Origin of the sequence: Moorena producens PAL-8-15-08-1 (genome assembly GCF_001767235.1) — a bacterium.
In the GTDB taxonomy this organism is placed as follows: domain Bacteria; phylum Cyanobacteriota; class Cyanobacteriia; order Cyanobacteriales; family Coleofasciculaceae; genus Moorena; species Moorena producens_A.
The window spans coordinates 7,083,789-7,098,099 of sequence record NZ_CP017599.1 but is presented as its reverse complement, the minus strand read 5'-3'; the positions used below and the strand labels follow the sequence as shown (position 1 = coordinate 7,098,099).

General features: G+C 44.0%; 11 protein-coding genes and 1 pseudogene. 10 read left to right on the top strand and 2 right to left on the bottom strand.

Annotation, left to right across the window (positions count from 1 at the left end):
- Nucleotides 1-420: 420 nt before the first annotated feature.
- From BJP34_RS25980 to BJP34_RS49485, 4 genes are all read left to right on the top strand, one after another.
- Nucleotides 421-1,578 (top strand): serine hydrolase domain-containing protein, encoded by a 1,158-nt coding sequence (locus tag BJP34_RS25980; RefSeq protein ID WP_070394839.1) that lies wholly within the window; start codon nt 421-423, stop codon nt 1,576-1,578.
- A gap of 229 nt (nt 1,579-1,807) precedes the next feature.
- Entirely contained in the window at nt 1,808-3,070 is a 1,263-nt protein-coding gene (iscB, locus tag BJP34_RS25975; protein ID WP_070394838.1) for an RNA-guided endonuclease IscB, read from the top strand.
- Nucleotides 3,071-3,157: 87 nt separating this feature from the next.
- A complete protein-coding gene (locus BJP34_RS44555; RefSeq protein ID WP_158517482.1) occupies nt 3,158-3,334 on the top strand; it encodes a hypothetical protein in 177 nt (58 codons plus the stop codon).
- 112 nt (nt 3,335-3,446) lie between these two features.
- Nucleotides 3,447-3,572, top strand: coding sequence for a hypothetical protein (locus tag BJP34_RS49485; RefSeq protein ID WP_267876382.1), 126 nt, complete (start codon nt 3,447-3,449; stop codon nt 3,570-3,572).
- A gap of 124 nt (nt 3,573-3,696) precedes the next feature.
- Here BJP34_RS49485 and BJP34_RS25970 read toward each other — a convergent pair whose 3' ends face one another.
- On the bottom strand, nt 3,697-5,994 hold the full coding sequence (locus tag BJP34_RS25970; protein WP_070394837.1) for an NACHT domain-containing protein: 2,298 nt from the start codon (nt 5,992-5,994) through the stop codon (nt 3,697-3,699).
- A 539-nt stretch (nt 5,995-6,533) separates the two neighbouring features.
- Between BJP34_RS25970 and BJP34_RS47840 the strand changes: the two genes are divergently transcribed.
- Entirely contained in the window at nt 6,534-6,881 is a 348-nt protein-coding gene (locus tag BJP34_RS47840; protein WP_229424031.1) for a hypothetical protein, read from the top strand.
- Nucleotides 6,802-7,716, top strand: coding sequence for a phosphate ABC transporter substrate-binding protein PstS (gene pstS / locus BJP34_RS25960; protein ID WP_229424030.1), 915 nt, complete (start codon nt 6,802-6,804; stop codon nt 7,714-7,716). Before BJP34_RS47840 ends, pstS (BJP34_RS25960) begins: the two co-directional genes overlap by 80 nt.
- A gap of 206 nt (nt 7,717-7,922) precedes the next feature.
- On the opposite strand, the gene BJP34_RS25955 is transcribed toward pstS (BJP34_RS25960), so the two are convergent.
- Complete coding sequence (locus BJP34_RS25955; RefSeq protein ID WP_149031185.1) at nt 7,923-8,423, bottom strand: hypothetical protein; 501 nt, start codon at nt 8,421-8,423, stop codon at nt 7,923-7,925.
- A gap of 480 nt (nt 8,424-8,903) precedes the next feature.
- On the opposite strand from BJP34_RS25955, the gene pstS (BJP34_RS25950) reads away from it, so the two are divergent.
- The 4 genes and pseudogenes from pstS (BJP34_RS25950) to BJP34_RS25935 all read left to right on the top strand — a co-directional run.
- Nucleotides 8,904-9,923, top strand: a complete 1,020-nt coding sequence (gene pstS, locus BJP34_RS25950) for a phosphate ABC transporter substrate-binding protein PstS (RefSeq protein WP_070394833.1) — start codon at nt 8,904-8,906, stop codon at nt 9,921-9,923.
- 121 nt (nt 9,924-10,044) lie between these two features.
- Nucleotides 10,045-11,991 carry an iron uptake porin gene (locus tag BJP34_RS25945; protein ID WP_229424029.1) on the top strand — a complete coding sequence of 649 codons (1,947 nt, stop codon included), beginning with the start codon at nt 10,045-10,047 and terminating at the stop codon, nt 11,989-11,991.
- A gap of 321 nt (nt 11,992-12,312) precedes the next feature.
- The gene (locus BJP34_RS25940) at nt 12,313-13,527 is read left to right on the top strand and encodes an RNA-guided endonuclease InsQ/TnpB family protein (RefSeq protein WP_070394832.1); all 1,215 of its coding nucleotides are present in this window, start codon (nt 12,313-12,315) and stop codon (nt 13,525-13,527) included.
- Nucleotides 13,528-13,533: 6 nt separating this feature from the next.
- A pseudogene (locus BJP34_RS25935) lies at nt 13,534-14,187 on the top strand (Uma2 family endonuclease); the annotation flags it as partial.
- Nucleotides 14,188-14,311 lie beyond the last annotated feature (124 nt).

Genomic DNA, 14,311 nt, shown 5'->3' with positions numbered 1-14,311 from the left:
TTCGTGCGAATGAGGAAACAATGTATTAGGAAGTGAGATCGTTTTTTTAGATAGTAATCGGCTTATCAACTGGTTGAAGTGTTGGATACAGGCTTTGCCACCATTCACCAGCCCGACCATCAGCAGGAAAATCAAGACTTTTTTCTAATTAACTTGAAATATTCCAACTGTTTTGATTTCTTTAATTACCTCTGACTCTTCACTCAAAGGGGACATCAGCTCTGCTATCAGTCTGTTTCGTCGTCCCTTTAGAACTTAATAGACTTCGCGGCAGTTGTCGGGAACAGGGAACAGTGGATAAGAATTGAGGTAAACACTATCAGAAAAATACTTTTGCAAGAGGTATCTGTTAATTAATCTTCACAGAAAAGGTACCCTTAAGGGTACTACCAAGCCAGATTTTTCTCTAATAAGATACAAATGTATCGATTGAAATCAGTAATGAAACTCGCTGCTCACCAAATGTCTGGTATTTCCGCTGAAATTGATGCCTATCTCAAAGCCCACCATGAAATTGGGTGGTTCTCAGGGGCGGTTATCGTACTCAAGGCCGGTAAAACCGTGTTTACCAGGGGGTATGGCATGGCTAGCCTAGAGTACCAGCTACCCAATACCCCCCAAACTAGATTTCGGTTGGGGTCGGTGACAAAGCAGTTTACTGCTGCTGCGATTCTACAACTCCAGGATCTGGGGTTGGTTGATGTACACGCTCCTGTTTCTACCTACTTGCCAGATTATCCCCATGGGAATCGCATCACCTTGCATCACCTCCTAACCCATACGGCGGGCATTCCTAACCTAACTAGTTTTCAGGATAAAACCCAATGGATGGCAAAACCTACGACCCTTGAGGAGTTGATTGCCCGCTTCCAAGACCTCCCCTTGGAATTTGAGCCGGGAAAAGAGTTTCGCTACAGCAATTCAGGCTATGTTCTGCTGACCCAGGTGATTGAAACCGTATCGGGTCAGTCCTATGGCGATTATCTAAAAGAGCATTTGCTCCAGCCTTTGGGGATGGAGAACACAGGTTACGAGTATCCTTTGGCGGTGATTGATGGCTTGGCAAATGGTTATCAGTTCACTGATGACGGCTATCTCAAGGCAGAGTATATTAATATGTCGGTGCCACAGGGAGCCGGAGGACTATATTCCACGTTGGAGGATTTGGCTCGATGGAATCAGTTTTTGTTTGACCATGGGGTGGGAGATGAAACGATCTTAAGGGATAAGGCGATCGCTACTATGACCTCTCCCTTAGTACCGAGCAATCCTGACGAAGCTCCCCATCTGTTCTATGGCTATGGATTGGTAATAAACAAACAGCCCAAGCATCAGCGCATTGGTCATGGTGGGAGAATTAACGGCTTTGTAACTAATCTGGTATACTACCCAGACCAGGATGTGAGTTTTGCTGTGCTCAGTAATTTAGAAACCGCCAATCTAGAGCGAATTTCCCAGGATTTGGCAGCAATTGTGTTTGGGGAACCCTACTCCAAACCCACAGTTTCTGACGTGGTGAAGGTAGATCCGTCTGTATACGAGGGCTATATTGGAACTTATCACCTAGTGAAAGCCTAGGCAATTCCCGGTAATTTCTGGAATTGCCCACTGGGTTGCAGACTCAGGATTAGCTTCCTACGTTGGTTTGGTCATGACACCCAGAGGTGATCTCCAGCTTCTGGCTCTGTCGCTAATCATTAAGACAAAGGCAAATGTGTGGTTAGCTCAACAAGCCATTCCAACATTGTCGTTCGCGTAAGCGTGTGCGAAGCACTCGGAACACATTACCGAATTGAGAGCACTAAAAATGCAAAATTATGTATTTGTCATTGACACAAACTTTCAACCATTAAACCCCATTCCACCAAAGAAAGCTCGCCGGTTACTAGACAAAGGGAAAGCTGCGGTTTTTAGGATGTACCCGTTTACAATAATCTTGAAAACTGCGATCAATAATCCAACCATCTCACCTTGTCAGATAAAAATCGACCCTGGTAGTAAGGTAACTGGATTTGCCTTAGTTCAAAACAATCAAGTTATTTGGGGAATGGAATTAGAACACAGGGGAGGGCTGATCAAGAGAAAACTAGAATCTAGAAGAGCTGTAAGGCGCGGAAGGCGTAACCGCAACACCCGCTACAGAAAACCCAGATTCCTTAACCGTAGACGTCCAGAAGGCTGGCTTGCCCCTAGCTTAGAGCACCGGGTTTTGACTATTGAAACTTGGGTTAAACGATTAATTAAGTTCTGTCCAATCAATGAGTTTTGGGTTGAAAGAGTTAAGTTTGATACCCAGAAAATGCAGAACCCTGAAATCAATGGTGTTGAGTACCAGCAAGGCGAGCTAGTTGGATATGAGGTTAGAGAGTACCTACTTGAAAAATGGGGAAGGGAATGTGCCTATTGTGGCAAGCAGTCCGTCCCGTTACAAATTGAACATATTTACCCAAAATCTAAAGGTGGAAGTGATCGAATAAGTAATCTTTGTTTAGCCTGCGATAAATGCAACCAACGCAAAGGGAACAAGTCTATAGAAGACTTCTTAAAAAAGAAACCGAGTCTACTACAAAAAATCAAATCTAAGGCTAAGCAGCCATTAAGAGATGCAGCAGCGGTTAATTCAACTCGCAACAAATTAGTTAAGGTACTTAAAAGAATCAAACCCATAGTCACTGGAACGGGAGCGCAAACCAAGTACAACCGAACTAAGCTGGGTTTTCCTAAAGAACATTGGATTGACGCTGCCTGTGTCGGGGATATTGAGATGTTGACATTTAAAACCTCCCAACCGCTTCTGGTTACTTGTAAAGGACAAGGGGGCAGACAAAAAGCAGCACTCAATAAGTACGGCTACCCGATCAGACATAATCCGTTGAGGCCAATCAAAGGTTGGTGTAGTGGAGACATAGCTAAAAACATCTTGACCGGAAAGTTTGGGAGAGTTAACCCTAGGAGCAAAAGTAATTCATTTAATTACACGGTTCCAGGGGAAAAGGCAATAAGCTTGCACGTCAAAAACTTAGTTAGGATTCACAGGAAAGATGGTTATACTTACGGATTTTGCCAGTAAATACCAGAAACTACCTGGAAATAGTCTTCCTATTACATTCAGGTTGCTCCTGAGTTCCAGGTAACTGTAACCACCCAAGCCAATCAATTGCTGATTCAGGGAACAGGGCAGTCTATTTTAAAGCTTTATCCTACCTCCGAAACTGAGTTTTTTGCACGGGTCATTGATTTGCGAGTTGTCTTTAACCAAGGCTCAGACGGCACGGTGGAAAGCGTGACGCTGCTGCAAAACGGGCAGGAAACCGTTGCTCCTAGGGTAGATTGAGAGTGGAGAGTTTTAATGTAATCTTATGATAAAGATTGCTTTCTGGGTGATTCTCTTTACCCCAATTAAGGGCTTTCTTAAGGATTTCTGTGTAGTCCATATTGGCTAAAGTTTGAGGTTTTCCATGAATGCGATCGCACCATTACAAACTGCCGCGTTCAGCTTCGCTGCGCCAAAGGCGATCGCTTTCTTATTTTCAATCTATTCAGATTCTACTATGGATGAAGCTGGTTGTTAAGGATTTTCGTGCGAATGAGGAAACAATGTATTAGGAATTGAGATAGTTTTTTGAAATAGTAATCGGCTTATAAACTACTGGTTGATATTGTTTACATCTCAACTCAAAATGCTATAGTAATCTATCAATTCTCAGGCTCCATCTGGGCAAAGTGTTCCATCAGCATCCGATGGATAAAGATGTAGCCTCCTCCTACTTTTTGTAAGAAGATGCGATCAGCAGCATAGTCCAGGAAGCGGGCATAGTTCCAAGGGATGTAATTGTTACGGTACAGGACAAGGCGGAGACTGAAGTGTTGGATGCAGGCCATACCACCATTATTCAGCCCGGCTATCAGCGTGATCATCAGCCCGACCATCAGCCCGACCATCAGCCCGACCATCAGCGCTCCCATCAGCCCGAACCTCAGCTCTCCCACCAGCATTCCCAACAGCCCAAACACAAGCGCTCCTACCATCAGCCCGACCACCGGCCCAAACATCAGCGCTCCCATCAGCCATACAGTTATAGCATTACGAGCTGATTTCCAAATTCCTTGATTTGGATTTGTTTTTGTTTCAATTTCTGAACTGTCCAGCTCTTTTATCAGCTCTTTTATCGGCATTTTCATCAGCATTCCCATCAGCACTCCCATCAGCCCTCCCACCAGCCCAAACACCGGCCCAAACATCAGCCTTCCTACCACCATTCCCATCAGCATTCCCATCAGCATTCCCATCAGCATCTTTAGCAGGTTAATCAAGAGTCTTTTCCAATTAACTTGGAGTATTTCAACTGTTTTAATTTCTTTCATCAGCCCTCCGACCATCAGCCCGACCATCAGCATTCCCATCAGCCCAAACATCAGCATTCCCATCAGCCCAAACATCAGCCCGACCATCAGCCCAAACATCAGCCCTTCGTTTAGCCCGATTATCAGCCCAAACATCAGCCCAAACATCAGCCCAAACATCAGCCCAACCATCAGCCCGATTATCAGACTGTAAGTTCGTTTTTGATTTCTATTTATTAACCAAAATGGCTGCATTTTTTCAATTAAAAATACTGTTTGCGACTCCTCAACCATCCTCTGGGCAATCCAAATTAGCCAGTGCTTTACTTGCACATTCTTGTATCGCTGATTAGTCTTCCGACGCTTAAACATTTTCTCGATATATGCATCAAAGAGCTGCTTGCCCCGTTCTTCCACTACCTCAGTTTTCGGTAACTCATCAACTGCTACTCCCTGATAAGCTAGGGTCATAATATTGAGCATTAGAGGTGACTGGGCTAATTCTTGTAATACTGTATCCTCTGCTATTAATGTCCTCAATCCCGTTAAATCAGCCCCGACACTATCCAAGTAATGATAGATTTTTTCTAAAGTCAGCAATCTTATACAAACTGCTTTATGAAAATTCAGACGATTGGATAGGGATTGATAGTCTTTAATCCGACTACACACTACCAAATCGCTATTATAATAATCCTTATTAAATTTGTTTAACGCTAGGATACAGTCGTCTCGATAGTCTGCCTTAACTTCATCCAAACCATCAAGCAATGGTAGAAGTTGCTGTTGCGTTACCAAAGCTTGTGCAATTTTATTAGGAACTTGATATACAGTGTTCAGTTCCTCTACTAACCAATCGGCTATCGTCTGCCGTTTCTTTGCCCAAGAGGAGAGGTTAAAGACTACAGGAATTAGCTGATTAGTGTCTTGTTCAGTACGAGCGATTAAATCCCTGGTGAGTTCGAGTAAGGTTGTGGTTTTTCCTGACCCTGGTTCCCCTAAAATGAGTAGGGTTCTTCCTGTTCCAATTTGGTCAAAAACATCAATTACTTTAGTGCCTTCGGGGAGGGATTGAGGTGAGTCGTCACCGATTTCGAGAATTTCACTCAAAGGATTAGTAATGGCATCGGGTCTCTCCTCTAATCCCAACTCCATCAGTACCTGGTGATAGAGGGATTTTTCCAGAACGCCTTTGACCCAATAGTTTTTGACTTTAGTGAGTAATGCCTGACGGTTGCGGTATTCTTGGCGAGGAGTTGAACTTTGACTAACCCAATTAACAAACCACTGGATCTGGAAAATACCCTTCCAAATTGCATCTTGTTGTCCACCGCCCATTGAGTCTGGATTTGTCTGTTTGATGTCTCTTTGTTCAGTTGTTGCTGCTTCAGCAATAGCAGCAATAGCTTTTAAGCTTGGGCTTCCAGGATTTGCCCTACGTGCAGCATAAATTAATTCTTCAACCCAATCATCAGCTTCTGCTTTTTGTATTAATTCAAAAACAATGTCGTTTAAGTTACCTTCTCCAGCAATTGTGTTTAAATTTTTATCTAATTCAAACCATAGCATTTGCTCTAATGATGATTTATTAGGGAAAGCATCAGTAAAAGCCTTTTGTAGTATTTTGCGTTGTTCACCGGATAAGCCCATATTTTTACATATGTTATTAGTTCAGACAAACATTTCTGAAGGGGTAACGAAACAAGCTGAAATGCTTGGTATGTAAAGGTAGTACCATTTTATGGGAAAAAAAAGGTAGTGGGACTTTAGCAAGGGAGCAGGGAGTAGATAAACAATCCTGTGAACCTCATAGTTATGAAAAACGCTCACTAAGAAAACTTCAGTCGTGAGAAGGATATACTTCACTACTCTTTCCCATCGTTTACCGGACATGCCAGTCTTTTTGATCTTTTCAGGTGTTATCTCTTCCCCCATGACGAACATCTGGTAGAGGAGGACCATGCGTTCGCGTAGCGTGACCTTTGGTCAATCGCAAAACTCCAGCAACTGTTATCCCTTCGTCACTTCAGGTGCTGGAGGAGCTAACTCGGATCACTTAACAAAAATTTAAACGTCATGGTTTTCCCATAACCATAAGCTATTCCCATAGGGTGCGCGTAGCGCATTAGCTGATAGCTTACCCCTTGAATTATCCTTAATCCTTCTAGACTATAGCGTTTATTATACCTATGAGGTACACAGGATTTTTTACCTCTTACCTCTTGGCTCTTACCTCTTCCCTCTTACCTATTCCCTATTCTGTTGGCTTAGCGTGGCCTCAGTCCCTGCTCCCTGCTCCCTGCTCCCTGCTCCCTAAAACCCAGAAAATTGTACCTCATGACTATGATAAGTACTATAATGAGTTTAGCTCTAATCAAGTCCCGTCGGACATTGATAACCTTAACAGTTACAGTTGCCATTGTATTGATTTCACTCAAGGCAGCAAGTGCAATACCATTGTTTGGTGCCGGTGCTTCATTTCCCGAACCCCTTTACCAGCGTTACTTTTCCCAATACCAACAAGAAACCAGCGTTAATGTAAATTACAGTACCATTGGCAGTGGTGGTGGTATTGAGGAATTCATTAACGAGTCTGTTGATTTTGCTGCTAGTGATATGCCCCCAACCGATGAGGAAAAAAGTCAGATGAAACGGGGCTTACAAATGGTGCCAACAGCGGGGGGAGCTGTGTCAGTGATTTACAATCTGCAAGGTGTAGTCTCCTCTGTCAGACTATCTCGCGAGACTCTAGGCAAAATCTTTACTGGTCAAATTGGTAATTGGAAGCAAGTTAACACTTACCTGCCCAGAAGAGACATCAAAGTTGTTGTGCGCTCAGATAGCAGCGGTACTAGTTTCATATTCACCAAGTACTTGAGTGCGATTACCCATGGTCTGATCAAACCTAGCCGAAAACCAGATTGGGGCTTCAAGGTCTTCTCAAGCCGTCCTCAAAATGGTGGAGTAGCTGGGGAAGTGCGGCGGATTGACGGTGCCATTGGCTATGTAGAAGCTCATTATGCTCTAGAGAACAACTTTACTAGCGCTAGAATTGAAAATCAAGAAGGTCGCTATATTAAGCCTAGTCTTGACCAAGCCAGTAAAGGGCTGCTTAACGTAGAGTTTAACCAGGACTTCACCCTCAAACTTAACGATCCAGCTGATGGTTATCCAATTGTGGGTCTAACTTGGCTGCTACTGTACCAGAAGTACCCCACTCAGGCCAAAGCCCAGGGGATTAAAGATATGGTTAATTGGATTCTCACTAAAGGTCAGGACCTCAACGGGGAACTGGGGTATACCAGGATTCCAGACGGTCTTGCTCGCCAAGCCATCGAAGCAGTGAATCAAAACATAACTGTTGGCTCATAGTAGTGGGGTAGGGTGGGTTATTGTAACGGGCAAGATGCCCGTTCCACCCCACACACCTATTTTAGCATAAATAACTACTAAAAACTATATAACTGTTACAACCTATATTGTTTTTATAACCCATATGACTGTTACACCCACCGGGTCAAACAGCTTTAATGAGATGCACCCGGTTTACAGCAACCACAGTAGAGTTAGTCCCTGGTTCAATAGGTAAACAGCATCAATCTCCCACCCTTAGAGGGCATTTCAACTTGAAGGTTGTTGCCTTGCACATCCTTACCATTGAACTCGTATACAACCTCGTCTCCGGCCCGGACGCTCCTCCTAATCACAGTAGGCTGGAAGTCAGGTAGCCAGACTCTTAGACCTTTGAGTACTTCTGGGGGTACCTGACTTTGGTCAATTTCTTCTTCAAGCTCCTGAATTTCGCCAATGGCATTGACATCCACTTCAAAGCGGTTGCCCTGGGAGTTCTGACCACTCAATCCATAGATTAGCTTGCCATCATCCTCAATCTCGATTGCTGCATCCGTGGGTGAGACACCAGCAGCAGCAGTGGCCGCAGTCATAGCAGCAGCTGGCACGTCAGAGATAGAAATCTCCTGATATATCCCCCCAAAGCTTTGGGCAAATGCCTTGCCAGCTGGGAGACTAAGGGCAAGGAATGAAACCAGTGCTAAGCTAAATTTTTGCAGTAAACTCATCTCCATATCACACCAAAAAAAAGTTTGCTTTCTTGTAAAATAGCATTAAACTTGGCTTAGAGTTTTCTAGTACACTCTCCCATGAGATAAATTTGATTACCCACTTATAACGCCAGTAAAATTGGCGAAACTTATGACTTTAAATGGTCGTCATATAAATTATCTTGTTATTAACGCGCTTCCCGTAATCTATAGGATTAATAATACTGACAATTGTAATACTAGAATAAATGTAAGCTATCAGCTATCAGCTATCAGCTATCAGCTATCAGCTATCAGCGATTAGCGCTACTTGAGGTGCGTGCGCGTTCAGCTATTGGCCGTAGATCAGGCTAGTCCCTCATTTTATGCGCTACAGATGGTGCTAATCGAGGTGCTTTTTAATAAAATAAGTTCACGGCTGACGGCTGAACGCGCACGGGTGAGCTAAAAGCTCACGGCTGACGGCTGAATACTTACGAATAAATTAAGGATAAATTAATGATTGGCTATCAATTTTTTTTGCAGAAGGTTTTAACAGCAACAGCGGTAACCCTAACCGTTGGCTTTGGTTCTATCAGTGGTGCGATCGCTCAATCCTTCACTGGTGCCGGAGCTACATTTCCTGAACCCCTTTATCGCCGTTACTTTAGAGAATACCAAGAAGAAACAACAGATGTAAAGCTCAAATACAGTGCCATTGGCAGTGGTGGTGGAATTAGACGATTTCTCAATCAGTCCGTTGACTTCGGAGCGAGCAATGTTATTCCAACTCCTGTAGAGAGAAACTCAATGAAACGGGGTTTGTTGATGGTACCAACGGCTGGGGGGTCTTTGGCTGTGGTTTATAATCTTCAAGGGATAACCACAGATGTTAAGCTATCCCGAGACACTCTCGGTAAAATTTTTTCAGGTCAGATTTCTAATTGGAAGCAAGTTAACTCCCGCCTACCGAACCGGAAAATCCAAGTAGTTGTCCACTCAGGCACTAGCGGTACTAGCTTTATTTTTACTAAATATTTGAATGAAATTACTAATGGCAGAATCCGAGCCAGTAGAAAACCTAATTGGGGCTTTAAGGTCTTCTCTAGTGTTCCGGGAAATGGACCAGTAGCTAGCGAAGTTAACCGAATTGACGGTGCCATTAGCTATGTACCAGCGAGCTATGCTAAACAGCTTAACTTACCGATGGCCAGGCTGGAAAACCAAGCTGGTCGCTACGTCAAGCCTACGGTTGATCAAGCCAATAAAGCCCTAGCCAATGTGCAGTTCAATGATGACTTTACCATCGAAAATATAGATGACCCAGAAGAGGGATATCCAATTGTAGGTATAACTTGGCTGTTTCTCTACGAAAAGTATCCTAAACCAGAACTAGCCCAAGGGGTTAAAGACCTGATAAATTGGATTCTGACTGAGGGTCAAGACTTGAACGAAGATCTACAGTACACTCGGATACCGGAAGATGTTGCTAACCGAGCCATCGAAGCTGTGAATAACAACATCAGGGTTGTTCCATAGAAGGACAAAATTCAACAGAAGGCAAAAGGAATAAATTTCTTTTGCTATCCTTGTATCGCTGTTATTGGTGTGGTATAGCCTTCGAGCTTTTACCCTTTATTTTTGTTGTGTGAGGAGAATTGTGAAAAAATTTTGCGGTGCATTACCACTGACACCGATAGTACTTGGTGTTCATTTGGTAACCATTACCCCCGCCATGGCTGAGAGCGAACCAGAAACCTTGACCGCCATAGACCCTAACCCATCACCAGATTGGTCAGATCTTAATCCCAGCCCGAAATATCTAGCGCAAGAGTACTTAAAAACTCCCCCAAAAACTCCTCACTTAACCGACCAATTCCACCATGAACTGGAGTTTAAGACTACTACGTCTATTCCCCATTCTGGGATATCGACAGCTAGCTTGACTAGTCTAGAGTCACCGCCAGACCTAGAGGTGGCAGACATTGTGAGTAATCCGTCTATGGGTCAGGTAGCACCAATTTCTAAACTATTAGACATGCCATCTACTCAGACTAACTCCAATAGTCTAGATAATAGTCTAGATAATAGTTTAGATATATCCCAAAACTTAGGTGTGACCGACCCGTTGAGTAATCAACCAATGGAGCGGGTAACACCAGTTTATGAACTGTCTGATGTCCAACCCACTGATTGGGCTTACGAAGCACTACAGTCTTTGTTGAAGCGCTATAGATGCCTGACTGGTTACGAGGATGACAGCTATCGCGGTAACCGCGCCCTGACTCGCTACGAGTTTGCGTTTGGCTTGAATTTTTGCTTAAATCGGGTGAATGCCATGATTATTGGGAAAACAGCCAACTTGGTAACCGAAGCTGATTTAGCAGCAATGCAAAGGCTACAAGAAGAGTTCAGTGGTGAATTGGCTACTGTACAGGCTCGGGTCGATAACTTGGAAGGGCGGGTGACTTTCCTCGAAGACCATCAGTTTTCTACTACTACTATTTTGCGTGGGAGTGTAGATATTGCTCTAGCTACTGGCTTTGGGGGGAAAAAAGCAGTTCCTTCTGGTCAAAGCCCAACAGAAGATTTTGATGATACTAATACTCTGTTGGGAGGCCGGGCAATTCTCAACTTTGACACCAGTTTCACTGGTCGAGACCTTTTGCGCACTAGACTTCGGGCAGGGAATACCAGTAACTTTAGCACTGGTTTCACCGGTACAGCCATGACAAAGTTTGGTTTTGCCACTAATACCGGCAATGATGTTAAATTAAACCAGCTGTTCTATCGGTTTCCCCTAGGTAATAAAGGTCTGGTATCTATAGCAGCAGCAGGTCAGGGAGCAACTGCTTTGATTCCCACCCTCAATCCAGCATTTTCCATTTCCAGTTTTGGATTCAATAATTACATCTACGACTTGGGTTTTGGCGCTGGTGCTGGAATCTACTATCAATTCAATGACCTGATTGCTACTGGAGCGGCCTATTACACTGGTTCTGCCTCTAATCCAGACTTTGGACTGTTCAATGGTACATTTGGTGCTTTGGCTCAGGTGACCCTTACTCCCTCTGATCGCTTTGGTATGGCATTGACCTATGTCCGGTACTACTCTCCTCAACCCAATACTGCATCCTTTCTCGGTAGCCAATTCGCTCAATCTCCCTTTGGCTCAAATACAGCCACCTCATCAAATAGCTTGGGTGTATCGACTAGCTATCGATTTAGCGATCGCTTTACCCTAGGCGGTTGGCTTGGTTATAGCAATGCGATCGCAGAATCCTCACCCCGTAACAATGATTTCGATGGATCAACCGGATCAAAAGCAGATATTTGGAGCTGGGCAGTTACCGCCGCTTTCCCAGACATCGGAAAACTAGGCAGCCAGTTGAATCTAATTGTTGGCATGCCTCCAAGACTAGCTAGTAATGATGTTGTTGGTCGTCGCGACCGCGATGTATCATACCATCTTGAACTGTCTTATCGCTACCCACTCACTGATAGAATCTTTATCACTCCTGGTGTTTTGGTGATTATCGATCCAGAACACAATGATGAAAATGATACTATTGGGGTTGGACTGCTGCGAACCCAGTTTAACTTCTAGAGCATTGGTTGATTAATATTCGATCACAGAGGGGTTGAGGGTTCATGGTTTATGCTCAAAACCCTAGCACTGACCATGATTATAGCATAATTAGTAAATGCGATTGACCTAGGGTCACGCTACGCGAACGCATGAGCCAGCCATAACACTATCTTGGACTATCGTGGTGTTGGAGCAAGCCATAGAAGTTGACAAAATGACCAAAAATATTGGGTTTCAAGCCCCGCCCTTTTAGGGCGGCTTTAAAAAGATTTTATGTTTGAATTAAGGATGGGCGTTAATTCAAGAATGTGATATCCTTGAATTAAGGAGGCAAGTAAAGTGTTCAATCTAACCTACGAGTTCAAATTAAAACCTACCGCTAAGCAAGTATCTTTGTTTGAAAACTGGCTTGAACAGTGTCGCAAAGTCTATAACTATGCACTAGCAGAAAGGAAGGATTGGTATAAATCTCGTAGTTGTCAGGTTAATGCTTGCTCTGTTCGTAGTGAATACATCATTCCAGCAGAGCAAACCCGTCCTACTTATGCCAGTCAATGCCGTGGGTTAACCGCTGCCAGAAAAGCTATTGAAGAGCTTAGAGCTGTTCAAGTTCATGTCTTACAACAAACGCTCAAAAGGCTAGAAAAAGCTTTTGTTAGTATGTGGGAACAAGGTCATGGCTTTCCTCGCTTTAAGAAGCAGGGACAAATGCGATCTTTTGTTTTTCCACAACTAGGAGTCAAACCAGTTGAATCTGGAAAAGTTAAATTGCCCAAAATTGGCTGGGTAAAGATGCGGCAATCACGGGAAATACCTTCTGATGCCGTAGTTAAACAAGCCAGAGTGGTCAGACGTGCTACTGGCTGGTATGTGATGTTGACTTTGCAATGGGATGTTGATGTTCCTCAGATTATGCCTCATGGGGAACCCTTGGGCATTGATGTGGGAATTTCACATTTTGTTGCTGTTAGTAACGGGAAATTATTTCCTAATCCACGTCCTTTCAAGGGTCTCGAACGCAAGCTTAAATTGCTGCAAAAGAGGGTAAGCAGAAAGCGTAAAGGAAGTAGCAACCGTTGTAAGGCACAAGCAAAAGTCAGCAAGCTACACGAGCGAATCGTTAACATTAGAAAAAATTATTACTGGAAATTAGCTCATAATCTTTGCGATTGGGCTGGGATGATCTTTGTTGAAGATCTAAATCTCAAAGGATTGGCTAAGGGAATGCTAGGAAAGCACTGTCTAGATGCGGGATGGGGACAGTTTTTTAAGATATTAGAGCAGTGTTGCGCCTATCGTGGTGTCTATTTTCAAAAAGTAGATTCTAAAAAGACTAGCCAAATTTGTCCCAATTGTTTAACTGAAACTGGCAAAAAGACCTTAGCTGAGCGCATACATCATTGCGAACATTGTGGCTACACAACCGACAGAGATGTGGCAGCTGCTCAAATAATCGCTATACGCGGACTTGCAGCCGTGGGGCACACGGTCAAGATGCTTTCTGAGGGCAAGTTCATTGGAATCCCTGGGAAGAAAGAATCCTCGTCCTTGTAGGACGGGGAGTGTCAACGCCACCCCATAGCCATGAACGTCCTGATCCGTTCACTGCGCGTTGCTTTAGCTGACCGAGACGATTACTTTGTTGGGGGCAATATGTTTGTTTACTTCAGCAGTGAACAAGCACGAAACCGGGACTTTCGCGGGCCAGATTTCTTTGTAGTCTTGAATGTAGACGGTAGCCGAGAACGCCTGGGCTGGGTAGTATGGGAAGAACAGGGTCGCTACCCAGATGTAATAATCGAGCTGATGTCCCCCTCCACAAAGCAAGTTGATACAGGTAAAAAGAAGAGCATCTACTGCCAGACCTTCCGCACTCCAAATTATTTTGTCTACCAACCCTTTGACCCAGATTCATTGCAAGGATGGTATTTAAATATAGACAATGGCTACCAGGAGCTAACCCCAAATCAACAAGGGTGGCTATGGTGTCAGCGCTTAGGGTTGTGGTTGGGACCATGGTCTGGAACCATTGAAGAAACCTCAGCAGTATGGCTGCGCTTTTATGACCGGGATGGGAATCTAGTTCCCTTACCAGAAGAAGCAGCTGAGCAACGAGCTGAAGCAGCTGAGCAACGAGCTGAAGTAGCTGAGCAACGAGCTGAGCAATTAGCGGAAAGACTGCGACAGGCAGGGATTAACCCAGATGAAATTTAAGGTGAATGGCAATAAAAACTGCTGAGTGCCTCAGTGCGAAGCCTGCTGAGTAACTGTTATAAACTAGGGGTTTTTCCGAATCAACTTTTCTCTTTTTATCCTTTTACAATTTTCAACAATTACT